At 60.9% G+C, this 23,207-nt stretch carries 21 protein-coding genes; 13 read left to right on the top strand and 8 right to left on the bottom strand.

Annotation, left to right across the window (positions count from 1 at the left end; translation table 11 throughout):
* Window positions 1–5: 5 nt before the first annotated feature.
* The gene (locus tag BW43_RS07355) at window positions 6–1,481 is read left to right on the top strand and encodes an FGGY family carbohydrate kinase (RefSeq protein WP_032889537.1); all 1,476 of its coding nucleotides are present in this window, start codon (window positions 6–8) and stop codon (window positions 1,479–1,481) included.
* Window positions 1,482–1,833: 352 nt separating this feature from the next.
* Here BW43_RS07355 and BW43_RS07360 read toward each other — a convergent pair whose 3' ends face one another.
* Both BW43_RS07360 and BW43_RS07365 read right to left on the bottom strand, forming a co-directional pair.
* Window positions 1,834–2,778, bottom strand: a complete 945-nt coding sequence (locus BW43_RS07360; RefSeq protein WP_032889534.1) for an aliphatic sulfonate ABC transporter substrate-binding protein — start codon at window positions 2,776–2,778, stop codon at window positions 1,834–1,836.
* Window positions 2,779–2,986: 208 nt separating this feature from the next.
* Window positions 2,987–3,322: a hypothetical protein gene (locus tag BW43_RS07365; RefSeq protein ID WP_032889532.1), complete on the bottom strand. Its 336-nt coding sequence runs from the start codon at window positions 3,320–3,322 to the stop codon at window positions 2,987–2,989.
* Window positions 3,323–3,412: 90 nt separating this feature from the next.
* Between BW43_RS07365 and BW43_RS07370 the strand changes: the two genes are divergently transcribed.
* The 3 genes from BW43_RS07370 to BW43_RS07380 all read left to right on the top strand — a co-directional run bounded on the left by BW43_RS07370 (window position 3,413) and on the right by BW43_RS07380 (window position 5,161).
* Window positions 3,413–3,757 (top strand): hypothetical protein, encoded by a 345-nt coding sequence (locus tag BW43_RS07370; protein WP_032889529.1) that lies wholly within the window; start codon window positions 3,413–3,415, stop codon window positions 3,755–3,757.
* Between the two features lie 55 nt (window positions 3,758–3,812).
* On the top strand, window positions 3,813–4,721 hold the full coding sequence (gene glsB, locus BW43_RS07375) for a glutaminase B (RefSeq protein ID WP_032889526.1): 909 nt from the start codon (window positions 3,813–3,815) through the stop codon (window positions 4,719–4,721).
* A 119-nt stretch (window positions 4,722–4,840) separates the two neighbouring features.
* Complete coding sequence (locus BW43_RS07380) at window positions 4,841–5,161, top strand: hypothetical protein (protein ID WP_032889524.1); 321 nt, start codon at window positions 4,841–4,843, stop codon at window positions 5,159–5,161.
* 5 nt (window positions 5,162–5,166) lie between these two features.
* On the opposite strand, the gene lspA is transcribed toward BW43_RS07380, so the two are convergent.
* The 3 genes from lspA to BW43_RS07395 form a co-directional block, all read right to left on the bottom strand.
* A complete protein-coding gene (lspA, locus tag BW43_RS07385; RefSeq protein WP_032889521.1) occupies window positions 5,167–5,670 on the bottom strand; it encodes a signal peptidase II in 504 nt (167 codons plus the stop codon).
* A gap of 355 nt (window positions 5,671–6,025) precedes the next feature.
* Window positions 6,026–7,270 (bottom strand): saccharopine dehydrogenase family protein, encoded by a 1,245-nt coding sequence (locus tag BW43_RS07390; protein WP_032889518.1) that lies wholly within the window; start codon window positions 7,268–7,270, stop codon window positions 6,026–6,028.
* Window positions 7,271–7,298: 28 nt separating this feature from the next.
* Window positions 7,299–8,396 (bottom strand): carboxynorspermidine decarboxylase, encoded by a 1,098-nt coding sequence (locus tag BW43_RS07395; RefSeq protein ID WP_027607243.1) that lies wholly within the window; start codon window positions 8,394–8,396, stop codon window positions 7,299–7,301.
* A 185-nt stretch (window positions 8,397–8,581) separates the two neighbouring features.
* Between BW43_RS07395 and BW43_RS07400 the strand changes: the two genes are divergently transcribed.
* The 8 genes from BW43_RS07400 (at window position 8,582) to BW43_RS07435 (ending at window position 16,546) form a co-directional block, all read left to right on the top strand.
* Window positions 8,582–9,250 (top strand): DUF2268 domain-containing putative Zn-dependent protease, encoded by a 669-nt coding sequence (locus BW43_RS07400; protein ID WP_032889513.1) that lies wholly within the window; start codon window positions 8,582–8,584, stop codon window positions 9,248–9,250.
* Between the two features lie 315 nt (window positions 9,251–9,565).
* Window positions 9,566–10,585 carry a LacI family DNA-binding transcriptional regulator gene (locus BW43_RS07405; protein WP_032889511.1) on the top strand — a complete coding sequence of 340 codons (1,020 nt, stop codon included), beginning with the start codon at window positions 9,566–9,568 and terminating at the stop codon, window positions 10,583–10,585.
* Window positions 10,569–11,573, top strand: coding sequence for an ABC transporter substrate-binding protein (locus BW43_RS07410; RefSeq protein ID WP_032889509.1), 1,005 nt, complete (start codon window positions 10,569–10,571; stop codon window positions 11,571–11,573). The genes BW43_RS07405 and BW43_RS07410 overlap by 17 nt, the downstream gene beginning before the upstream one ends.
* Window positions 11,574–12,392: an iron ABC transporter permease gene (locus BW43_RS07415; protein ID WP_032889507.1), complete on the top strand. Its 819-nt coding sequence runs from the start codon at window positions 11,574–11,576 to the stop codon at window positions 12,390–12,392.
* Entirely contained in the window at window positions 12,389–13,183 is a 795-nt protein-coding gene (locus BW43_RS07420) for an ABC transporter permease (RefSeq protein ID WP_032889505.1), read from the top strand. The genes BW43_RS07415 and BW43_RS07420 overlap by 4 nt, the downstream gene beginning before the upstream one ends.
* Window positions 13,180–14,211 (top strand): ABC transporter ATP-binding protein, encoded by a 1,032-nt coding sequence (locus BW43_RS07425; RefSeq protein ID WP_032889503.1) that lies wholly within the window; start codon window positions 13,180–13,182, stop codon window positions 14,209–14,211. Before BW43_RS07420 ends, BW43_RS07425 begins: the two co-directional genes overlap by 4 nt.
* Before the next feature lie 10 nt (window positions 14,212–14,221).
* Window positions 14,222–15,055: a phosphodiesterase gene (locus BW43_RS07430; protein ID WP_032890009.1), complete on the top strand. Its 834-nt coding sequence runs from the start codon at window positions 14,222–14,224 to the stop codon at window positions 15,053–15,055.
* Window positions 15,056–15,226: 171 nt separating this feature from the next.
* Window positions 15,227–16,546: an OprD family porin gene (locus BW43_RS07435; RefSeq protein ID WP_032890006.1), complete on the top strand. Its 1,320-nt coding sequence runs from the start codon at window positions 15,227–15,229 to the stop codon at window positions 16,544–16,546.
* Between the two features lie 14 nt (window positions 16,547–16,560).
* Here the strand turns inward: BW43_RS07435 and BW43_RS07440 are convergent, their stop codons facing one another.
* Both BW43_RS07440 and BW43_RS07445 read right to left on the bottom strand, forming a co-directional pair.
* Window positions 16,561–17,034 (bottom strand): GNAT family N-acetyltransferase, encoded by a 474-nt coding sequence (locus BW43_RS07440; RefSeq protein WP_032889501.1) that lies wholly within the window; start codon window positions 17,032–17,034, stop codon window positions 16,561–16,563.
* Window positions 17,035–17,176: 142 nt separating this feature from the next.
* Complete coding sequence (locus BW43_RS07445) at window positions 17,177–18,820, bottom strand: sensor domain-containing diguanylate cyclase (RefSeq protein WP_032889499.1); 1,644 nt, start codon at window positions 18,818–18,820, stop codon at window positions 17,177–17,179.
* A 182-nt stretch (window positions 18,821–19,002) separates the two neighbouring features.
* Here BW43_RS07445 and metE point away from each other — a divergent pair, with 182 nt between their 5' ends.
* Entirely contained in the window at window positions 19,003–21,291 is a 2,289-nt protein-coding gene (gene metE / locus BW43_RS07450) for a 5-methyltetrahydropteroyltriglutamate--homocysteine S-methyltransferase (protein WP_032889497.1), read from the top strand.
* 708 nt (window positions 21,292–21,999) lie between these two features.
* Here metE and BW43_RS07455 read toward each other — a convergent pair.
* On the bottom strand, window positions 22,000–23,154 hold the full coding sequence (locus tag BW43_RS07455) for a DUF1624 domain-containing protein (protein WP_032889495.1): 1,155 nt from the start codon (window positions 23,152–23,154) through the stop codon (window positions 22,000–22,002).
* Window positions 23,155–23,207 lie beyond the last annotated feature (53 nt).

Raw genomic sequence — 23,207 nt, 5'->3', positions numbered from 1 at the left:
AATCAATGAATAACAACACCCCGCTGATCCTTGCGATAGATGAAGGCACCAGCAACGCCAAGGCGGTGCTGGTCAACGAACTGGGCCAGGTGATCGCGCGCGGTTCGCGGCCCTTGAGCATCAGTCATCCCCAGGCCGGGTTTTCCGAGCAGGACCCGCTGCTGATCTGGCAAAACACGTTGGCTGCGATTGAAGAGTGCCTGGCCCAGGTAGATCGGCCGATCACTGCGCTCGCGATCAGCAACCAGCGTGAATCGGTGGTGGCTTGGGATAGGCATACCGGTGAGCCATTGTCGCCGTGCATCAGTTGGCAGTGCCGACGCTCTACGGCGTTATGCACGCAACTGCATGCGCAGGGTCATGAAGCGCTGATCCTGGAAAAGACCGGGCTGGCGTTGGACCCGATGTTCTCGGCGGGCAAATTTCGCTGGATTCTCGACAACCTGGACAATGGTCACGCCCGCGCTGCTGCGGGTGATATTTGCCTGGGCACGGTCGACAGCTGGCTGTTGTGGCAACTCAGCGGCGGCCAGGTGTTCGCCACTGACTATTCCAACGCCGCACGCACTCAGTTGTTCAACCTGCACTCCTGCGCCTGGGATCCTGAGCTTTTGGCACTGTTCGGCATTCCTGCTGCGGCCTTGGCGCCGATCCAGCCGAGCGCCGGGTTCTTCGCCGAAACCGTCGCCGTGGGCGGCTTGCCCGCCGGTATCCCGGTGATGTCGATGATTGGCGACTCCCATGCCGCGCTGTACGGGCAGGGCGGTTTTGCGCCGGGTCTGGTCAAGGCCACCCTCGGCACCGGTTCGTCCTTGATGACGCCCATGAGCGGCCCGATTGCGTCCACCCATGGCTTGTCCACCACATTGGCCTGGCATGACGGCAGCCAACCCACCTTCGGCATGGAGGGCAATATCGTCCATACCGGCGCTGCCGTGCAGTGGGCGTCTCGCTTGGTGGCTGGCGAATCCCTGGATGCCTTGACCGAACAGGCTGCGCAACTGCCGGATAACGGCGGCGTATATTTTGTCCCGGCGCTGTCGGGCCTCGGCGCACCGCACTGGAAGGCCGACGCCCGTGGGCTGATCTGCGGGTTGACCGAAGCCACGTCCGGCGCGCACATCCTGCGCGCCTCGCTGGAATCCATCGGCTATCAGATTCGCGATGTGTTTGAGGCGATGCAACAAGACATCGGCAGTCCTTTGAAGGAACTGTGGGTGGACGGCGGTGCCACGCGCAATCGCTGGCTGATGCAGTTCCTTGCCAACCTGCTGCAACGCCCGGTGGTGCGCAGCCTGTCGCCGGAGGTGTCGGCGCTGGGCGCAGCGCACCTGGCGGGACGGGCGTTGGGCGTGTGGGCGAGTGATACGGCGCTGGGGCAGTTGGAGCGCCAGCGCGAGCGGTTTGAGCCGCAGGATGACCCCGCAATGGCAGGGCGTTATGCAGAGTGGAAAAAGGCTTTAGCCCGAACACTCCTCTAACGGCATATGCAAACCCACTGTGGGAGGGGCGGTGCGACGATTCGACTTGCCGCCGATGAGCATAGGGATCTACATAACGTTGACTCAACACTGAACGTCCGGCAGATAGGGCTGTTGTGGCGAGCGGGCTTGTCCCGCGTTGGGCTGCGTAGCAGCCCCAAAACCAGCCTCAACAGAGTGTCTGATACACCGCATTCTTCTTGACTGGGGCTGCTTTGCAGCCCAACGCGGGACAAGCCCGCTCGCCACAGGGATATTTGTCAGCGTCTGAAAAGTTGTTTAGATACCCATGGTCATCGGGCGCAAGTCGAATCGTCGCACCGCCCCTCCCACATTTAGATCACACCAGCCTTCAAGGCCGCCAGGTCTGCACATCCTTGGCATCCACCGCCTTCGGCAACAACCCCGCCTTGAAGAACGCATCGGCGATCTTCTGCTGCTCACCCAACTGATCCACCGTCACTGGCTGCACCTGATAACTGCGGTGCGCGTTCGCCGCTTCCACCGTGGCCACGTCCAGGTTGCCCCACAGCGGGCCGAGCACTTTCGCCGCTTCTTGCGGATGGGCTTTCACCCACTTGCCGGTCCTTTCCAATTCCCCATACACCACCTTCAACACTTCTGGGTGCGCCTTGGCGTAGGGCGTGCCGGTCAGGTAATAGCGCTTGTAACTGGCGAGGCCTGCGCCATCGGCCAGGGTGCGGGTCGGCAGTTGGCGCTGCACGCTGGTGAGGAAGGGTTCCCAGGTGACCCAGGCGTCGACTTTGTTGTTTTCGAACGCCGCGCGGCCATCGGCTGGCGACAGGTAAGCCGGTTCGATATCCGAGAACGCCAGGCCAGCTTTATTCAGGGCGGCGATCAACAAATAGTGAGTGCCGGCAGCCTTGGTCACCGCGATTTTCTTACCCTTCAAGTCCGCCAACTGTTGGATCGGCGAGTCCTTGCGCACCACGATGGCCTGGGCCGAAGGCGAGGGCGCTTCCTGGGCGAAGTAGGTGAGTTTGGCCTGGGCCGCCTGGGCGAAGATCGGCACGGTGTCGGCCACGTCGGCGCTGATGTCGACGTTGCCGACATTCAGCGCCTCCAGCAGCGGCAGGCCGCTGGGGAATTCGTGCCAGCTCACGGCGATGTTGTCAGCCTTGAGGGCTTTCTCCAGGGTACCTTGGGTCTTCAGCAGGGTGATCAGCGTGGAGGATTTCTGGTAGCCGATGCGCACGGTTTCCTGGGCTTGCGCACTAAAGGCAACGGAAAAGGCCAGCAATCCTAATACAGCGGCGAGTGGACGACGAAGGGACATGGTGGGCTCGATCTTCAACGAAATAGCCCTGAGCTTAATGATCTAAAAACCATTCGATAAATACTCTTTCGATCTGAGCTTAGGATGCTTTCAGCCGCTTCCTGCCCGCTGGAACAACTGGGCCATGGGCGGGTGCGCGGCTTCGATCATCAAGCAATACACGTCCGTTTCGCTGCCCCCGCGCGCCGAATGGGGTCGGTGGTGTGGCTCAGTCCACGCAGATCGCCCGGCCCAGCTTGCCTTTCTCTACCGTCGCCGAGCAGCCGAAGTGGCCGTTATCTACCTGGCACGCGCCGGTCACCGGGCCGTTGCCGGACTGGGTGGTGACACTGGTCTGGCACTCGCCTTCACACTGACTGGAGTCGGTGCACGCCTTGCCTGCGTCCTTATATGGCGTGATGCACTTCCAGCTTTGCAGCTTGCCGACTTGCTTCATGGTGCCGCCGCCCGCCAGGCAGGTGGACGCTGCAGCGTCCTGAGCGGGCGGGGTCGTGGTGCATGCCGATACCAGCAGTAAAGCGGCCAGGCCAATCATTAATTTCATGCAAAGTCCTCGTGGAGTGAGCGCAGCGGTGCAGTGTACGGGCATATGGACTACTTTGATTGACGAGCGATCCCCACCCGGTAATGACTCATGCACACGTTATGGAAGCGGTATGTGGCCCTGCTGGAAAATGACCTGAGCACTCAGATCTTCGACAATGTTAAAAACCTGCTGGTGTGCGCGCTGCTGTTCGCGGCGGGCACCAATACGCTGCTCGGGCAACGTGAACTCTTTATCGGCATGTTCGCGTCAAACGTGGCGGGCTGGGGGCTGATCATCCTGTCCACGGTGTTGATGCTGTTGAACGTCAGCGACGGCATTCGCCGGCTGGCCAAGCTGCGTTATCACTTGGCATTGCAGCTGTTGTTGATCTTGGTTTATCTGGTGGTGGCCGAGCGGGTTGTGGAGATTGTGTGGGGCTTCCGCGCCCATTGAAGTATCCTCCGCACCCCGCTTTCCACTGATTCAAAGACAGATGACAGGACAAGACATGCAGGCGCTGCTGGAGTCGATCCTCGACGAAGTGCGCCCACTGATCGGCCTCGGCAAAGTCGCCGACTACATTCCCGCGCTGGCCGATGTACCGGCCAACCAACTGGGCATCGCCGTGTATGGCAACGACGGTTCGGCCTACCGCGCCGGAGATGCCGATACGCTGTTCTCGGTGCAGAGCATTTCCAAGGTGTTCAGCCTGGTGCAGGCCATCGACCATGGCGGCGAATCCATCTGGGAACGCTTGGGCCACGAGCCGTCGGGGCAACCGTTCAACTCGTTGGTGCAATTGGAATTCGAACGCGGTCGCCCGCGTAACCCCTTCATCAATGCCGGTGCGCTGGTGATCTGCGACATCAACCAATCACGCTTTGCGGTGCCGATTCTGTCGATGCGCGACTTCGTTCGGCGCCTGTCGGGCAACCCGCAGATCCTGGTCAACAGCGTCGTCGCCGACTCCGAAGCCCAGCACGGCGCGCGCAATGCGGCCATGGCCTACCTGATGAAATCCTTCGGCAACTTCCACAATGACGTGGATGCGGTGCTGCATAGCTACTTCAACTACTGCGCCTTACAGATGAGCTGCCTGGACTTGGCCAAGGCGTTCAGTTTCCTCGCCAACGAGGGCACGAGTGCCCACAGCGGCGAACAGATCCTCACCGCGCGCCAGACCAAGCAAGTCAACTCGATCATGGCCACCAGCGGGCTGTATGACGAGGCGGGGAATTTTGCTTATCGCGTGGGCTTGCCGGGCAAGAGCGGGGTCGGCGGCGGCATTGTCGCGGTGGTGCCGGGGCAATTTACCGTGTGCGTGTGGTCGCCGGAGTTGAACGCGGCGGGGAACTCACTGGCGGGGATCAAGGCGTTGGAGTTGTTGAGTGAGCGGATTGGGTGGTCGGTGTTTTGAGAACGTTCCCACGCGCGTGGGAACGATGATCTGGATGTCATGCCGCTGGATGGGCGTCATCCAATGCTACGCTGCCGCCGCAGCCCAGGAATTTTCCCTTTTCTCAGATGGATGTCTGTATGGCCTATGAACTCCATATCGCCCGTGTCGGAAGCAATGCAATAAGGCCTGAAGAATGGCGTGACGTGTGTGCCGGTGACCCGTCCCTCCTGTTGCAGGACGAAGTGACTGCCGTTAATCCCACGACAGGAGCGACGATCTCCATCAGCGGTAACCAAACGGCGTACTGGACCTCTCCCACCACGCAGCAGGATTACTATTTCGATTATCGCCGTGGCCAAATTTCGTTTGTATACAGCGATGAGAGCATCGTGAAAGCCAAGGCGATCGCCCTGGCCCTCGCCGCTGAAATTCGAGGCGATGAGGGGGAGAAATACTGATACGCCTAGGCTTTACGCGGCTTCACGAACAGGTCGATCAGCAGGTACAGCGCGCCGACAGTAATTGCGATATCCGCAATATTGAACACCCCGGTATGCGCTGGCCCGACGTTCAGGACCATGTAGTCAACCACATGGCCGTCGCGAAACACCCGGTCGATCAGGTTGGCGATGCCACCCAAGGCGATGGCGTACAGCGGCAAGACTTTACGCAGCGGCTGGTTCCAGTTGGAGAGGGACCACCCCATCGCCCAGGCCACCACAACGGCTACGCCGACGATAAAGATCAGTTGTTTGACCTGTGGCGGCAAAGCGGCGCCCAGGCTCAGGAATGCGCCGGGGTTGAGGCTTAGCTCCAACGCAAAGTTGATCGGGTTTGAGCCGATTTTGAAGCTGTTGGCCTGCAGTGAAACCAGGGCCCAGAGTTTCACAAGCTGGTCCATAGCAATGAAGGTGATGCCGGCGAGGAGGGCGAAGCTGCGGCCTCGCAATAGGGGCGACGTGCTCAATCGGTAACTTCCTGTTTCGGGGCGGTCGATAAGGCGGCTGAAGATAGCTCAGGCGCTCTATCCCGTCCATCTTCAAGCCGCCGGGCAGGCTGTGTTCAACGCCTTAAGTTCAGGACTCAGTACCTTTGTGCAAATTGCCGACAATTGCAGTGCACGCGGTCATCTGTGAATTCCAATGTGGGAGGGGGCTTGCCCCCGATTACGGTGTGTCAGTCACTGCTGCTGTGACTGATGTACTGCAATCGGGGGCAAGCCCCCTCCCACATTGGATGTTCAGTGTCTTGGAAATAGGTATCCGCCCAAACAAAAAATGCGCCCCGTAGGGCGCATTTTTTTTTCGGTCAGCTATCGCCTATCAGGCAATCGCATCCCAGGCTCGATCACCGTGCTCGTCCTTGATCCGAGTCGGCAAGCCCATCACGTCCAGCGCCTTGAGGAACGGCTCAGCCGGCAGTTCCTCGACGTTGGCCATGTGTTTCACATCCCACTCGCCACGGGCTACCAGCAGCGCTGCGGCTACCGGTGGAACGCCTGCGGTGTAGGAGATGCCCTGGCTGTCGGTTTCAACGTAGGCTTCTTCGTGATCCGCTACGTTGTAGATGAACATCTCGCGCGGCTGGCCGTCCTTGGTGCCTTTGACCAGGTCGCCGATGCAGGTCTTGCCGGTGTAGCCCGGAGCCAGCGAAGACGGGTCGGGCAGCACGGCCTTGACCACTTTCAACGGCACCACTTCCAGGCCTTCGGCGGTGGTGACCGGCTTCTCGGAGAGCAGGCCGAGGTTTTTCAGCACGGTGAACACGTTGATGTAGTGTTCGCCGAAGCTCATCCAGAAACGCACGTTGGGCACGTCGAGGTTTTTCGACAGCGAGTGCACTTCATCGTGGCCGGTGAGGTAGAGGTTCTGCGAACCCACGACCGGGAGGTCGTCGGTACGTTTGACTTCGAACATGGTGTTGCTGGTCCACTGGCTGTTCTGCCAGCTCCACACCTGCCCGGTGAATTCGCGGAAGTTGATTTCCGGATCGAAATTGGTGGCGAAGTATTTGCCATGGGAGCCGGCATTGACGTCGAGGATGTCGATCGAATCAATGCGGTCGAAATGCTGTTGCTGCGCCAGCGCGGCATACGCGTTGACGACACCCGGGTCGAAGCCCACGCCAAGGATGGCGGTGATGTTCTTCTGTTTGCACTCTTCCAGGTGGTTCCATTCGTAGTTGCCGTACCACGGTGGGGTCTCGCAGACCTTGCCCGGCTCTTCGTGGATGGCGGTGTCGAGGTACGCAACGCCCGTGTCGATGCAGGCACGCAGTACCGACATGTTGAGGAACGCGGAACCCACGTTGATGACGATCTGCGATTCAGTCTCGCGGATCAGGGCCTTGGTCGCTTCCACGTCCAGGGCGTTCAGCGCGAAGGCCTGGATGTCGGCGGGAACCTTGAGGCTACCCTTGGCCTTGACGCTGTCGATGATGGCCTGGCATTTGGAGATGTTGCGCGACGCGATAGCAATACGACCGAGTTCGTCGTTGTGCTGCGCGCACTTGTGGGCCACCACCTTGGCGACACCTCCTGCACCAATGATAAGAACGTTCTTTTTCAATTGCTTTATTTCTCCTATATCCGCCAGCTTACGAAAGGCTGGACAGGTAGTCGTCGTAACCAAATTCACGAACCACTTCGACTGTACCGTCGAGTTGTTTCACTACGATGGACGGCATTTTCAGGCCGTTGAACCAATTTTTCTTGACCATGGTGTAGCCCGCGGTGTCGATGAACGACAGCCGATCGCCGATGGCCAGCGGACGATCAAATTGATACTCGCCGAAGATGTCCCCGGCCAGGCAGGATTTGCCGCACACCATGTAGGTGTGTTCGCCCTCGCTCGGCGCCAGTTTGGCGTTGAGGCGGTAGATCAGCAGGTCCAGCAGGTGGGCTTCGATGGAGCTGTCCACGACGGCGAGGTTTTTGCCGTTGTAGAGGGTGTCGAGCACGGTGACTTCCAGGGAGGCACTGTTGGTGATCGCCGCTTCGCCGGGTTCCAGGTAGACCTGCACGTCGTACTTCTGCGAGAACGCCTTGAGACGCTGGCAGAAGGCGTCAATGGCATAGCCTTCACCGGTGAAGTGGATGCCGCCGCCGAGGCTGACCCAGTTGACCTTGTGCAGCAGCGCGCCGAAGCGTTCTTCGATGGTGTTCAGCATCTGGTCGAACAGGTTGAAATCGCCGTTCTCGCAGTTGTTGTGAAACATGAAACCGGAGATCTGCTCGATCACGCCTTCGATCTTCACCGGGTCCCATTCGCCCAGGCGGCTGAATGGACGCGCCGGGTCAGCCAGCAGGTAGTCGGAGCTGCTCACTTGCGGGTTGACGCGCAGGCCGCGGGTCTTGCCTTCACTGCGTTCGGCAAAACGCTGCAGTTGGCTGATGGAGTTGAAGATGATCTTGTCGCAGTTATCGAGCATCTCTTCGATTTCATCGTCGGCCCAGGCCACGCTGTAGGCGTGCGCCTCACCTTCGAACTTCTGGCGACCGAGCTTCAACTCATACAGCGACGACGAGGTGGTGCCGTCCATGTATTCCTGCATCAGGTCGAACACCGACCACGTGGCAAAGCACTTGAGCGCCAGCAGGGCCTTGGCGCCGGACTGCTCGCGCACGTAAGCAATCTTCTGCATGTTGACCAGAAGCTTCTGTTTATCGATGAGGTAGTACGGCGTTTTGATCATTTTTGAGAGCCTGCGGCGGTGCCTGCCAAAAAAGGACACGCATTGTGCCCGCACTTGGATCGAATCGAAAGGTTAGCCGGCGGATTTTGCTGCGCCGCTTTTAATCTGACCTGCCAATGTGACAGCTCGTGGGTATGATCAGCCACTCGGGTGACGACACAACGTTGGGATGACGAGAGGTGAGAATGGACGCATGGACACTGCACTGGCTGGAAGCTTCGGGCTCCCTGGCCACGCATCGCAAGGCATTGATGCAAGCGTTCGATGTCGCCTACCGGGGGATTTCCCAAGTGATGCCACCACCACGCTTGGATGTACTGATTCAACGGCTGCCCGGCGAAACCATTCCGGAGTTGGGCCTGGTTGGTCGCGCTTATCGCAGCACGATGTTCTCCCTGACCCTGGACCCCGATAACCCAAATTTCGCCACGAGCCTCGAAGGCGGCGCAATGAGTCGACATGTGGTGCATGAGGTGCATCATTGCCTGCGCATGGCTGGGCCGGGGTATGGCTGGACGCTGGGGGAGGCGCTGGTCAGCGAAGGCCTGGCAGGCATGTTTGTACAGCATGTGCTGGGCAGCGAAGCCGAGGCGTGGGAGAGGGCGTTCAGCCTTGAAGCGCTCAGGCGTTTTCCTGCACACCTTAGCGAGCTTGAGGCGACGTACTACGATCACAGCGCCTGGTTTTTTGGCACCGGCGACAAGCCTCGATGGCTGGGGTATGCCTTGGGTTATCAGATTGTCGGATTATGGTTGGCGTCGGTAGGAGCGCCTGATGCAGATACGTGGCTCAACGTTTCAGCCAAAGACATCCTGGCGATCGCGGCTGAGGAGGGCCTGGTGATTCGTGCCTGACGAGGACCGACGGACAAAGTCAGCAGGTTTGCCTGCTTTCAGCGCGGTCGCACGTAGACACCGTCCTATCCAACACCGCGCAAATTTGTAGCAGCTGTCGAGCCCCGGCGAGGCAGCGTCCGCCGCGACTCGAGTCTGAATCGGCGGCGCGCCTGACGCAGCCTCGCTTGCAGCTCGGCAACTGCTACATGCGATCACCTGACATTAGAGCGTGTCGGGGCCTGGCTGCCATCAAACCGTCATCTCCCCACCACCTTCCTGCCACATTCCCCCGTTACTGTCCTCGCCAATGAGATCGATCTCAAGCGAGTAAACATGACTGACCTGAAAGACGTTGCGCGGCTGGCTGGCGTATCCCGCGCCACTGCCGCCCGCACCTTTGCCTCTCCCGAGCAGGTGCGCCCGGCGACCCGTGAGCAGGTGTTCGCCGCCGCCCGTGAGTTGGGGTTTCGGCCCAACCTGCTCGGCCGCCAACTGCGCCTGCAAACCACCCAATTGATTGGCGTGGTAGTGCCCAACCTGCTCAACCCGGTGTTCGCCGAGCAGTTCCAGGCCATGGAGCGTGCCGCGCGGTTGCGTGGCTACAGCCTGGTGCTGGCGACCACCGACTACAGCAGCGAGCGCGAGTGCATTGTGGTGGAAGAACTGCTGCGCCAGCGCGTCGATGGCCTGGTGCTGACGGTCACCGATGCCGAAAGCAACAGCGTGCTCAGCAGCCTGAATACCGAACAAACCCCGTTCGTGCTGGCCTATCACCAACCGAGCAACCCCAACTACAGCGCCGTGTCGGTGGACAACCGCGCGGGCATGGCCTTGGCCACGCGCTACTTGCTGGAGGCCGGTCATCGACGCATCAGCATGGTCGCCGGCCCCGCCTTGCAGTCCGACCGCGCACGCCTGCGCTATGCCGGTTACTGCGACGCGATGAAGGAATACGGCCTCAAAAGCCGCGCGGTGATCGAAATGCCCGCGCATACCCAGGCCGAATTCGCCGCCATCCAGCCGTACCTCAACGGCCCCGACGCCCCCAGCGCGCTGGTGTGTTCCAACGATTTCCTGGCTATCAGCCTGATCGCCGAGCTGCGCCGCAATGCCTGGAATGTACCCGGGCAGTTGTCGGTGATGGGCTTTGACGGCATCGCCCTCGGCACCCAGATGCACCCGACCCTGTGCAGCGTGGTGCAGCCCATCGCGCTGCTGGCCAGCACGGTGATTGACCAACTGCTGGCGCAGATCGCCGGGAATGCCCCGGTTTCCCATTGCCTGCCTTGCCATATCCGGCCGGGCGAAAGTACCCAACCGTTTGAGGAGTCCCTTGATGCGCGCATTCAGTAAAACCCTGGCAGCCGTGCTGCTGTGCGGTGTGGCCAGCCTGGCCCAGGCCGCCGAAACGGCTATTTGCTACAACTGCCCGCCGGACTGGGCCGATTGGGGCACCCAGCTCAAGGCCATTGCCGCCGACACGGGTGTGCAGGTGCCGCTGGACAACAAGAACTCCGGCCAGTCCCTGGCGCAACTGGTGGCCGAAAAGGCCGCGCCGGTCGCGGACGTGGTGTATTACGGAGTGACCTTCGGCTTGCAGGCGCAAAAGGCCGGCGTGGTCGATGGCTACAAACCCAAGGGCTGGGAGCAGATCCCCGCCGGCTTGAAAGACCCCGCCGGCCAGTGGTTTGCGATCCACTCCGGCACCTTGGGCATCATGGTCAACGTCGATGCATTGGGTGGCTTGCCGGTGCCGCAAAGCTGGGCCGACCTGCTCAAGCCTGAATACAAAGGCATGGTCGGCTACCTGGACCCGTCCAGCGCCTTCGTCGGTTATGTCTCTGCCGTGGCGATCAACCGCGCAATGGGCGGCGACCTGGACAACTTCGCCCCGGCCATCGACTACTTCCAGAAGCTGGCGAAAAACGCCCCCATCGTGCCCAAGCAGACCGCCTATGCTCGGGTGCTGTCCGGCGAGTTGCCGATCCTGGTGGACTACGACTTCAACGCCTACCGCGCCCGCTACAAAGACAACGCCAACGTCGCCTTCGTGATCCCCAAGGAAGGCAGCATCAGCGTGCCCTATGTGATGAGTCTGGTGGCCAACGCGCCGCACCGCGCCAATGGCGAGAAGGTGCTGGACTTCGTGCTGTCGGACCAAGGCCAGGCACTCTGGGCCAAGGCGTACTTGCGCCCCGTACGCCCGGTGACCATGCCGGCAGACGTCGCCGCGCAGTTCCTGCCCGACAGCGATTACGCCCGCGCCGGTGTGGTGGACTATCAGAAAATGGCCGCTGTGCAGGAAGCCTTCGCCGCCCGTTACCTGAACGAGGTCAAGTAAGTGGCTGTATCGGCAAAACAGGCGGCCTGGGCGCTGGCCCCGGCCTTTGCGGTGCTGTTCGCATTCTGGCTGTTGCCGCTGGCGCACTTGATGGTGCTCGGCGCCGAAAGCCGCGACAGCCTCGGCAGCGGCTATTGGCAGGTGCTCAGTAGCGCGCAGTACCTGGGCAGCCTGGCGCAGACCTGCGTGCTGGCGATCGTGGTGACGTTCACCGCATTGTTGATCGGTGGCATCAGCGGCGTATTCCTTGCGCGCCAGCAGTTTTTCGGGCGGTCGGCGTTGGTGGCCTTGCTCACGTTTCCCCTGGCGTTTCCCGGGGTGGTGGTGGGCTTTCTGGTGATCCTGTTGGCTGGGCGCCAGGGGCTGCTGGCGTCCCTGGGCCTGCAAGTGGCCGGTGAGCGCTGGATCTTTGCCTACTCGCTGGCCGGGCTGTTTGTCGGCTACCTGTACTTCTCGATTCCCCGGGTGATCCTCACGGTGATGGCCGCGTGCGAAAGCCTCGACCGCAGCCTGGAAGAAGCGGCGCATTCGCTGGGGGCAGGGCACTGGCGGGTGGTGTGCGACGTGATCGTGCCGGGCCTGGCGCCAGCGTTGGCGTCCTGCGGCGCGATTTGCTTCGCCACGTCCATGGGCGCCTTCGGCACCGCGTTCACCTTGGGCACGCGCCTGAATGTGACCCCGGTGGCGATCTACAACGTGTTCACCAACTACGCCAATTTTGCCGTCGCCGCCGCGTTGTCGGTGGTGCTCGGCGCGGTGACCTGGGCGGTGTTATTGCTCACGCGGCGCCTGGTGAAAAATGCGGGGACGGTCTTGTGAAACGCTCATCGCTGTTCGTGATTCAACTGCTGTTCACCTTGCTGGTGTGCGCATTCATGTTGGTGCCGGTGCTGATGTCGTTGCTGGCTGGGTTGACGCGCAATTTCTTCGTCGGCCTGTCCAGCGGACTGACCTTCGACTGGTTGATCCAGGTATGGCAGGCGTACTCGCCCACCGTATGGCTGTCGTTGCAATTGGCGCTGGCGTGCGCGGTGTGTGTCTGCGTGATCGGCGTACCGGCGGCCTATGCGCTGGTTTGCATGAACAACCGCTTCAGCCGTGCCTTCGAAGAACTGATGGTGTTGCCGGTGGCGATGCCGGGGCTGGCCAGTGCGCTGGCGTTGCTGCTCACCTACGGCCAGTTCGGCACGTTTCGCAGCAGCTGGTTGTTCATCCTGGTGGGCCATGTGTTGTTCACCTTGCCGTTCCTGGTACGTCCGGTGATGGCGGTGATGCAACGCCAGCAACTGCCGGTGCTGGAAGAGGCGGCGGCCAGTCTGGGCGCCGGGCCGATCAAGCGCTTTTTCAGCGTGGTGGTGCCCAACTGCCGGGCGGGGATTCTGGCTGGCGTGCTGATGGTGGTGACCTTGTCGTTGGGCGAATTCAACCTGACCTGGATGCTCCACACACCCATGACCAAGACATTGCCCGTGGGCCTGGCCGACAGCTACGCCTCGGCGCGCCTGGAAATCGCCAGCGCCTACACCCTTATCTTTTTGCTGATGATCGTGCCGCTGCTGATTGCGTTGCAGGCCATCAGCGCTCGTTTGTCCCGTGGAGAGCGTCGATGACCGCTATCACTATTCGCCTGCAAGGCTGTCGCAAGGCGTTCGCCGACGGCACCGTGGCTGTGCATGATCTGAACCTGACCGTCGAAGGCGGTGAAACCCTGGCGATCCTCGGCCCGTCCGGCTGCGGCAAGACCACCACCTTGCGCCTGATTGCCGGCTTGGAACGCCCGGATGTGGGCCAGGTTTTTTTCGGCACCGACGACGTCACTCGTCTGCCCATCGAGCGCCGCGACGTGGGCATGGTGTTCCAGAACTACGCGCTGTTTCCCAACCTCGATGTGGCCGGCAATATCGTCTACGGCTTGAAGATTCGCGGCATGGCGCCGCTTGCGCGGAACAAGCGCTGCGAGGAATTACTGGAGCTGGTGGGCCTGCAACAGCATGGCAAGCGCAGCATCCACGAATTGTCCGGTGGCCAGCGTCAACGCGTGGCCTTGGCCCGTGCCTTGGCGCCGCGCCCTAAAGTGCTGTTGCTGGACGAACCGCTGGCCGCCCTGGATGCGCAATTGCGCGAGCGCTTGCGCAGCGAGCTGAATGAACTGCTGCGCGGCCTCGGTATCACCTCGGTATTTGTCACCCACGACCAGGGCGAAGCCATGGCCCTGGGCGATCGTATCCTGGTGATGGAGCACGGCCGCGTCGCGCAACTGGCCAGCCCACGGGAGATCTACCAGAAACCGGCCAATGCGTTCGTCGCCGGTTTTGTCGGCAACCTCAATGCCTTTGCCGTTACCTCGCGAACAGCCCATGGCCTGAAAGTCTGCGGCGGCGAATTGCCGTGGCAGGCCGCCGACGTGCCTAACACGGTGTACTGCCGCCCCGAACACCTGCGGGTGATGGAGAGCGAAGGGCACTTGCACGGCTATCTATTGGCGCAGTTTTTCCAGGGCGCACAAAGCCGCCTGCTGGTGGATGTAGGCGGCCCGCAACCGCTGCTGGTGGACAGCAGCGACAACCACCTGTACGCCGTCGGCGCGCCGATCGCCCTGGCGATTGCGCCGCACATGTTGTTCACCCTGAATGCGTGAGAGTTTGCTTGTGAATCGTCCGTTTCTTGTTGCGCAAATCAGCGACCTGCACCTTAAAGCCGGCCAGCGCCTGACGTATGGGGTGGTCGATACTTTGGGCGCGCTGCGCCGTGCCGTCGACCATTTGAACGCCAGCCAACCCCGGCCCGATATCGTGGTGGTCAGCGGTGACCTGGTGGACTTCGGCCGCGCCGATGAATACGCCGTGCTGCACCCCGAACTCGCGCGCCTGCACATGCCGTGCTACCTGGTGCCCGGCAACCACGACACACGCGGTCCGTTGCTTGAGGCATTCCGTGATCACGCTTATTTGCCGTCGTCGGCAGAGGGGCCGTTGGACTGGGTGGTGGACGAGCATCCGCTGCGCTTGATCGGCCTGGACTCGACTATCCCCGGTGGGCATGGCGGCCAGCTACTGGACAGCCAATTGCACTGGTTGGACGCGCAACTGGCACGACGCCCGGACGCGCCGACGTTGCTGATCCTGCACCATCCGCCGTTTATCAGCGGCATCGGCCATATGGACCGCGAACCCTTTATCAATGCCGCCGCACTGGAGCGCGTCGTGGCGCGCCACCCGCAAGTGGAACGCCTGCTGTGCGGGCACCTGCACCGGCCGATGCAGCGACGCTTTGGCGGCAGCTTGAGTTGTGTGTGCCCCGGCACCTCCCATCAGATTGTGCTGGACCTGCAAGACGCCGCGCCCGCGCATTTCAACCTGGAACCGGCGGGGTATTTGTTGCATCGCTGGGATGCGCAACACGGCTTGATCAGCCACAACGGCGTGTTCGGGGATTACCCGGGGCCGTATCCGTTTTATGACGCTCATGGATTGATTGACTGAGGTTTACGGAGGTTTCACTTCACTCAACCAGCTGACTAAGCAACTGAGTAATCGAGCAACTAGGCAACTGAATAACCGTTAACGCCGCGGCCAACTTCACATTTGGCCGACGGCATCCTGCTGCCCATTTTTTGCGCCCGGAACTTGGATTCCGCGCCGGAGTTCGTCCTGATGAAAGCCACGTTGAATGTATTAAGTGTATTGACCGGCAGCCTGGGTATTGCTCTGAGCCCCTTGGCGTCTGCTGACTTTTTGAGCGACAGCAAAGCCAACTTGAGCATGCGTAACTTCTACTTCAATAACGACAACCGCGACGGCACGGCGGCACCGTCGAAGACCGAAGAGTGGGGCCAGGCCTTTATCCTCAACTACCAGTCGGGCTTCACCGACGGCACCGTCGGCTTTGGCCTGGACGCCATCGGCATGCTCGGCGTGACCCTCGACAGCAGCGCCGCGCGCCATGTCGGCAGCTCGATGATCCCCACCGAAGACGGCAAGGCCACGGATAACTGGGCCCGTGGCGGCGCGACCGCCAAGGCACGCTTTGCCAAGACCGAAGCGCGCTACGGCTACCTGCGCCCGAACCTGCCGATCCTGGTGAGCAACGACGGCCGCCTGTTGCCGCAGTCGTTCGAAGGCGGGCAAGTCACCAGCAAGGACATCGACAACCTGACCCTGGTCGGCGGTCAGCTTGAGCACACCACCGGTCGCGGTTCCAGCGACCGCAGTGGCCTGGCCGCGGCGGGCGGTACCCAGGAAAGCAATAAATTCACCTACGCCGGCGCGGACTACCAACTGACCAAGGACCTGATGGTCCAGTACTACTACGCCAATCTCGAAGACTATTACCAGCAACACTTCGCCGGGTTGATCCACGTATTGCCGTTGGGCGAATACGGCTCATTGAAAACCGACCTGCGCTACTTCAAGACCAGCTCCGACGGCAAAAACAGCAGTGCTGCCGGCCGTGCCGAGGGCTACAAGCTGGGCGGCTATACCAAGAACGGCAACGGTGAAATCGACAACAACACCTGGAGCGCCGCGTTCATCTACTCCCTGGGCCCGCACGCGATCACCGCCGGCTACCAGCAAGTTTCGGACGACAGCAACTTCGCCCAACTCAACCAGGGCGGCCTGGTGAACAAAGGGGAGGGCGGTGCCAGCCTGTACCTCTACACCGACCGTACCGTGCAGACCTTCATCCAGGCCGGCGAACGCACTGCCTTTGCCCAGTACGCCTACGACTTCGCGTCGCTGGGTGTACCCGGCCTGAAGGCCTCGGTGATGTACCTCAAGGGCGACCACATTCTTACCGCCAGCGGCAACGACGCCAGCGAGTGGGAGCGGGACATCTCGTTGGATTACGTGGTGCAGAGCGGCACGTTCAAGAACGTCGGGTTCGGCTGGCGTAACGGCGTGTCACGCAGTGAAGTGGCGCGGGACCAGGACCAGAATCGGGTGTTTGTGAGTTATTCGATTCCGTTGATGTAGTACAGCTGAGCGCCTCACCTCTGTAGACGCGAGTGGGCGCTCAGTGATCGTGCATGCGTTGCGGTGTCATCGCTGATCTGATGAAAACCGCAGCGCAGATAAAATGCTGCGGCTTCGGGTGTATCGGTAGATAAGCGCACATCGTGGAATTTCAGCGTGGCGTAATCCAGCAGTGCTTGAACCAAGGCCTTACCCACGTCTCGCCCTCGCATTTGGGGAGTCACGTATACCCGGCGCAGCCGGCCCACGGTTGAGCCGGCGTAGGGATCACGGGAAACGCCGCCGACTGCAATCAGTTGCTCCTGGTAAAACACGCCCAAAAGGTACTCGCCCGGTTGTTCGAACCGATTGGCGCCTGTTTCCCACTCTGTGATCAGGCGCGTGAGGAACTTGAACCCTTCGGCAATGGCTTGCGCTTCCAGCGTGTGGATCTCGTCTGGGAGTTCTTCCAGTCTACGTATCGAAGGGGCTTCGCTGGAGGGCTTCATAGGGACTCTTTGTGTGGGCACTGAGCGTTCGACCTCATAGCTGATTGCGCCCCAAAGACAACAGCCTTGGGTAATGACATCCCTGTAGGGACCTATCCGAAATAGCGTGGCGGGCACTGTACCTGTGGCGAGGGAGGCGTGCTCAAACCACCCGGTTCCTGCCCGCGGCCTTGGCCTCATACAAACACATGTCCGCGCGTTTGAGCAGTGCCAGGGAGTCACGGTCCGAAGGCTCGGCCACGCCCACGCCGATGCTCACGGTCAGACGGCCCACGGCTGGAAACACTGCCGCCTCGACGGCCGCGCGGATTTTTTCGGCGACCACGTCGGGGCTGTCCGGCGCTTCGACTTCCGGCAGCAGCACGGCGAATTCTTCCCCGCCATAACGCGCCACAAAGTCAGTGGCGCGCGTCGTACTTTCTATCAGCGCGGCGAGTTGGCACAGCACATCATCGCCAATGGCGTGGCCGTAGGTGTCGTTGACGCGCTTGAAGTAATCGGCATCGATCAGCAGCAGGGCGAAGGTGCGGCCGGTGCGTTGGAACAGCAGGCTGTTCTCGGCGAGTTTTTCATCGAAGCGGCGACGGTTGAACACGCCGGTGAGGGCATCGTGGGTGGCCAGTTTCAGCAGTTCGGCGTTGGCCTGGGTGAGGTCGGCGGTGCGTTGGGCGACAGTGGCTTCCAGGGAGGCGTTGGCTTCCTGCAGCTGGCGTTCCTTGGCCAGCAGCGCTTGGGTCATGCCGGTAAGCGAGCGGCCCAGTTGGGCGATTTCCAGCACCGAGTGCTCCTGTGGAAACACGGCGCCGGGCTGGTGCTCCTGGACTTGCTTGGCGGATTTGGCCAGTTGTTCGATAGGGCGACTGAGGGAGGAGGCCAGGTAATACGCCGCGACCATAAACGCCACGGCGGCGAGTACACCGAGTATCAGCAGTTTGTAGAGCAGCGTGCGCGCCGGTTGCAGGGCCACATCCAACGGCTGGCGCACCATGATGTACCAAGTCATTTTTGCGTTGGAGGGGCTGGGCACCGCGACCGAAGCGGTCACAAAACCGTCCGCCGTGGACCAGCCGGAAGGCGTGACCAGCTTGTCTTTAGGCATCTGCTCGCCGGCCAGCAGTTCGGGATAAAGCACCTTGCCGTCGAAGTCGACAATCAGCGCCTCGATATCAGGGATGGCGTCCTTCTGCATCACTGCCGAATCGACGATTTGCGTCACCCAGCGCCAGTGCGCATGGGCCCCCAGCACGCCGATGGTCTCGCCCTTGGCGTTATGGATAGGCTCGGCGAAATCAATAAAACGCAACAGCTCGCCGTTGGCCGCCCCTGGCAGCAACTTGGCCAGCAGCACCGCCTCATGGGGATCGCCGGTGTACTCGCCAAGCAGACCGGCCTGGAACCATGGGCGCTGGCTGACAGATTGATTCACCAGCAGCCCATTCACCGCCTGGCGCACACGGCCGTCGGCATCGGCGACGCCCATCCACGCGTACTCGGCGCGAGACTGGGTGCGCAGCTCCATCAGCGTGAGGATGTCCGGCTCGTTCAAGTCACCCTTGCGAAACAGCGGCGCTTTGCTGAGCAGGGTCACTTCCAGCTGACGCTCGCGCAGTTGCACGGCCAACAGCGCAGCCGTGGAGCGCGCTGTGCTCAACAAAGCAACGCCGCTGGCCTGCTTCATCTGCCCAGTTGCGATGTGCCCCACATAAAAGCCCACGCTCAGCAAGGTGAGCAGGGATAAACCGGCGAACCATAAGGTCAGGTGACTGCGCAGGCTGGCTTTGATCATGGGTGCTCATTTGAATGTATTGTTTGCGAGCATAGTACCCGCAATGAATGAGTGCCGTGTCGGCTAAAGGCAAGCCTTAACATGAGCGAAACTTGTGCTGATCTAAAATAGAATGAGTTTGTCTCACTATGATCAATTCCCGACAATGACTGCCATACATAACGACATTGGAGTTGTAAGTCATGGCTGTCGCTCATTCCCTGGGATTTCCGCGCATTGGACGCGATCGTGAACTGAAAAAAGCGCAGGAAGCGTTCTGGAAGGGTGAGCTCGACGAGGACGGCCTGCGCGCCGTTGGCCGTGACCTGCGCAAGACCCATTGGGCGTTGCAGAAGCAGGCCGGTATTGAGTTGCTGCCCGCTGGCGATTTCGCCTGGTACGACCAGGTGCTGACTCACTCGCTGATGTTCGGCGTGATCCCTGAGCGCTTTCGCCCGGCGGATGGCAAGGCCACCCTGCAAACCCTGTTCGGTATGGCGCGGGGTGTCAGCGACAACTGCTGCGGCGGTGCCCACGCCCAGGAAATGACCAAGTGGTTCGATACCAACTACCACTACTTGGTGCCTGAATTCAGCGTCGACCAGCACTTCCATCTGGGCTGGGATCAACTCTTCGAAGAAGTGCAGGAAGCTCTCGAACTGGGCCACAACGTCAAGCCGGTGGTGATTGGCCCGTTGACGTACCTGTGGCTGGGCAAGGCCAAGGGCGGCGACTTCGACAAGCTTGATCTGCTGGAGCGCCTGCTGCCGTTGTATGGCCAAATCTTCCAACGCCTGGCGGACCTGGGCGTGGAATGGGTACAGATCGACGAGCCGATCCTGGTGCTCGACCTGCCACAAGAGTGGAAAAACGCTTTCGAACGCGCCTATAACCTGATCCAGCGCGACCCACTGAAAAAGTTGGTGGCGACCTACTTCGGTGGTCTGGAAGAGAACCTCGGCCTGGCCGCGAACCTGCCAGTGGATGGCCTGCACATCGACCTGATACGGGCGCCGGAACAGTACCCGACCATCCTCGACCGTCTGCCGGCGTACAAGGTGCTGTCCCTGGGGGTAGTGAACGGACGCAACGTCTGGCGCTGCGACCTGGAAAACGCCCTGGCGACCTTGCAGCATGCTCATGAAAAACTCGGTGATCGCCTTTGGGTGGCGCCGTCCTGCTCGCTGCTGCACAGCCCGGTGGACCTGGGCCGTGAAGACAAGCTGGATGCCGAGTTGAAAAGCTGGCTGGCCTTCGCTGTGCAGAAGTGCGCTGAAGTGGCGGTGCTGGCCCAGGCGGTCAACCAACCTGAAGCGCCCAACGTGCTTGCTGCTCTGACGCACAGCCGCACCGTGCAGGCCGCACGCGCTGCTTCGCCAAGAATCCACAAACCGGCCGTCCAGGCACGTGTTGCCGCTATTACTGCCAAGGACAGCCAGCGCCACTCGCTGTTTGCCCAGCGTATCGAGCAACAGCGCGCTGGCCTCAAACTGCCGTTGTTCCCGACCACCACCATCGGTTCGTTCCCGCAAACAGCCTCGATCCGCCTGGCGCGCCAGTCATACAAGGCCGGCAAGTTGAGCGAGGCTGAATACGTCGAAGCGATGCACAGCGAAATTAGGCACGCCGTCGAAGTGCAGGAAAACCTCGGCCTGGATGTGCTGGTGCATGGTGAAGCTGAACGTAACGACATGGTCGAGTACTTCGCCGAGCAACTGGATGGCTACGTGTTCACGCGCTTCGGCTGGGTCCAGAGCTACGGTTCGCGTTGCGTGAAACCAGCCGTAATTTTCGGCGACCTGAGCCGTCCGAAGGCGATGACCGTGGAGTGGATCCGCTATGCCCAAGGCCTGACCCACAAGGTCATGAAAGGCATGCTGACCGGTCCGGTGACCATGCTGATGTGGTCGTTCCCCCGCGAAGACGTGAGCCGTGAAGTGCAGGCCCGCCAATTGGCCTTGGCGATTCGTGATGAAGTGGTGGATTTGGAAACCGCTGGCATCAAGATCGTGCAGATCGACGAAGCCGCGTTTCGCGAAGGCCTGCCGTTGCGCCAGGCACAGTGGCAGCACTACCTGGATTGGGCCACCGAAGTGTTCCGCCTGTGCGCCTCTGGCGTGCGTGACGACACCCAGATCCATACCCACATGTGCTACAGCGAGTTCAACGATGTGATCGAGTCCATCGCAGCGATGGATGCCGATGTGATCACCATCGAAACCTCACGTTCGGACATGGAGTTGCTGGACGCGTTTGAAGCCTTCGCCTACCCGAATGACATCGGCCCGGGAGTCTACGACATCCACTCGCCACGGGTGCCCGATGCATCGGAAATGGCTAACCTGCTGCGCAAGGCAGCCAAGCGGATCCCGGCCGAGCGGTTGTGGGTGAACCCGGATTGCGGCTTGAAGACGCGTGGCTGGCCGGAGACTGAGGCGGCGCTGATTCATATGGTCACTGCGGCGCGTCAACTGCGAGCGGAATTGGCGTAACGCGGTTAAAAATGTGGGGCGAGGTTTGCTTTCGATGGCGGTTTGTTGGTGTGCGTATCCGTTTCTGCGGTCACGGCGGGTATTGGTTCCGCCCTTACGGCGGGTCACTTTGGACAAAGCCCCAAAGTAACCAAAGGGCTCTTGCCCCAACACTCGGCACCTCGCCTAGGCTCGGTGTGCCCTCACTCCGGCTTGAATCCGTGGGCCGCCGCGATGGGCCATCCATGGCCCAGCGCGGCTAACCCGGCGTCCTGCCGGGTTACCCACGGATTCAAGCCTGCGTTCGGCCAGCGTGTTTGACGGGGCGCCTGAGATCAAGATCAAAAGCGCAGATCAAAAGACCGCTGACTTCGTCAGCGAAAAGGATGTAAGGGCCAAATCAAAAGCAGATCTAAAGCAGAGCAAAAGCAGGACAGCAGGCTAGGACCTATCTGTCTGATCTATGGAGATCAAACTGTGGGAGGGGGCTTGCTCCCGATAGCAGTGGGTCAGTCACAGCTGCATCAACTGACACACCCTCATCGGGAGCAAGCCCCCTCCCACAGTTGGACGGAGTTCGGCTTAAGAATCTGGTCGCCGTAAGGGCGAAACCGTAAGCCGCCCTTATCGCAGCAACGGATATGTACTCAGCCAGCATCCTGACTCGGAGACATCGTAGTCAGGGCCTGTAGCATCGCCACAATGCCCCTCCCACAATTGAATCTACGCTCAGAGGTATTTGAGCCACGCCAGATCCCGTCGACGCGCCTTCAGCCCGGCAAACCAGCGCACTGGCACGTAAAGCACCAGCGGCAGCAACAGAGCCGCCAGCCATACGGCACCGATGCTGTCGAACCCGAAGTAGTTGCCATGGTTGAGGCCGAACGCCGCCACACACGCTACATACAGCACCTTCAGCACGTACAGGTGCAGCAGGTAAAAGAACATCGGCGCTGCACCAAACACGGCCAATACTCCGATCCAACGTTTATGCCCCGCGCGTTCAAACGCCAACAGCAACAACAGTCCAATCCCCAACGTCAACGCCAAGAACAACAACGAAGGCGGGTATTTGGTCACGTTGAAAAAGCTCATCACCGTTTGCACGCCGCTCTCGTACGTCTGCCAAGGCTTCTCGCCGTAGCCGTTGACCGCACGCAACATCACAAACCCCATCAACGAACCCGCACCGGCCAGCAACAGATGGCGCTGGCGCACTGCAGGCACGGTGGCATTGGCGAACCACGGACCGATGCTGTAGCCCAGTGCAATCACACCGATCCACGGCAACACCGGATAGGTAGTGCGCAAGCGCAGGTCGGCGGACACGTCGATCCAACTGCGTTCATGCAGGATTGCCCACAGATTCTGCAGCGCCGAACCTGGAGCAAAGTGCACGCCATCCAGCAGGTTGTGCCCGCCGATGATCACCAGCGCCACGATGATCAGCAGCGGGCGCGGCAGCCACACGAGGGCGGCGAGGGCGATCATGCTGATGCCAATCGCCCAGATTACTTGCATGTAGATCACGCTCGGTGGGAGCTGGAAGGTCCACGCGAAGTTGACCAGGGTGAATTCCAGCACCACCAGGAACAACCCGCGCTTGAACAGGAACGCCGACACATCGCGGCGGCCCTGGTATTTCTGGCCGTACAAAAACGCGGATAACCCCGTGAGTAAGACAAACACCGGCGCGCACAGGTGGGCGAGGGTGCGGCTGATAAACAGCGCAGGTTCGGTGTTGTCGATGCTCATCGGGTCGCCGACCTGACGGTGCAGAAGGAAGGTTTCGCGAACGTGGTCGAGCAGCATGAACAGGATCACCAGGCCGCGCAGGGCGTCGATGGAGAGCAGGCGTTGTCGGAGGGGAACAGCATCGGTCATGGGTGTGGTCGCAGGGCTGGGTGGAAAGTGGATGTTATCCTATAACATTAAAT

Source organism: Pseudomonas sp. RIT357, from assembly GCF_000632245.1.
Classification (GTDB): Bacteria; Pseudomonadota; Gammaproteobacteria; order Pseudomonadales; family Pseudomonadaceae; genus Aquipseudomonas; species Aquipseudomonas sivasensis.
This window is presented reverse-complemented; position numbering and strand designations above follow the sequence as displayed.

Coding starts and splice junctions, on each gene's coding strand:
- BW43_RS07365 (WP_032889532.1), bottom strand. CDS start 3,322: ATGAAATTAATGATTGGCCTGGCCGCTTTACTGCTGGTATCGGCATGC.
- BW43_RS07360 (WP_032889534.1), bottom strand. CDS start 2,778: ATGTCCCTTCGTCGTCCACTCGCCGCTGTATTAGGATTGCTGGCCTTT.
- BW43_RS07355 (WP_032889537.1), top strand. CDS start 6: ATGAATAACAACACCCCGCTGATCCTTGCGATAGATGAAGGCACCAGC.
- BW43_RS07405 (WP_032889511.1), top strand. CDS start 9,566: ATGACTGACCTGAAAGACGTTGCGCGGCTGGCTGGCGTATCCCGCGCC.
- BW43_RS07395 (WP_027607243.1), bottom strand. CDS start 8,396: ATGATCAAAACGCCGTACTACCTCATCGATAAACAGAAGCTTCTGGTC.
- BW43_RS07400 (WP_032889513.1), top strand. CDS start 8,582: ATGGACGCATGGACACTGCACTGGCTGGAAGCTTCGGGCTCCCTGGCC.
- BW43_RS07425 (WP_032889503.1), top strand. CDS start 13,180: ATGACCGCTATCACTATTCGCCTGCAAGGCTGTCGCAAGGCGTTCGCC.
- BW43_RS07445 (WP_032889499.1), bottom strand. CDS start 18,820: ATGATCAAAGCCAGCCTGCGCAGTCACCTGACCTTATGGTTCGCCGGT.
- glsB (WP_032889526.1), top strand. CDS start 3,813: ATGCAGGCGCTGCTGGAGTCGATCCTCGACGAAGTGCGCCCACTGATC.
- BW43_RS07370 (WP_032889529.1), top strand. CDS start 3,413: ATGCACACGTTATGGAAGCGGTATGTGGCCCTGCTGGAAAATGACCTG.
- BW43_RS07410 (WP_032889509.1), top strand. CDS start 10,569: ATGCGCGCATTCAGTAAAACCCTGGCAGCCGTGCTGCTGTGCGGTGTG.
- BW43_RS07380 (WP_032889524.1), top strand. CDS start 4,841: ATGGCCTATGAACTCCATATCGCCCGTGTCGGAAGCAATGCAATAAGG.
- metE (WP_032889497.1), top strand. CDS start 19,003: ATGGCTGTCGCTCATTCCCTGGGATTTCCGCGCATTGGACGCGATCGT.
- BW43_RS07435 (WP_032890006.1), top strand. CDS start 15,227: ATGAAAGCCACGTTGAATGTATTAAGTGTATTGACCGGCAGCCTGGGT.
- BW43_RS07455 (WP_032889495.1), bottom strand. CDS start 23,154: ATGACCGATGCTGTTCCCCTCCGACAACGCCTGCTCTCCATCGACGCC.
- BW43_RS07440 (WP_032889501.1), bottom strand. CDS start 17,034: ATGAAGCCCTCCAGCGAAGCCCCTTCGATACGTAGACTGGAAGAACTC.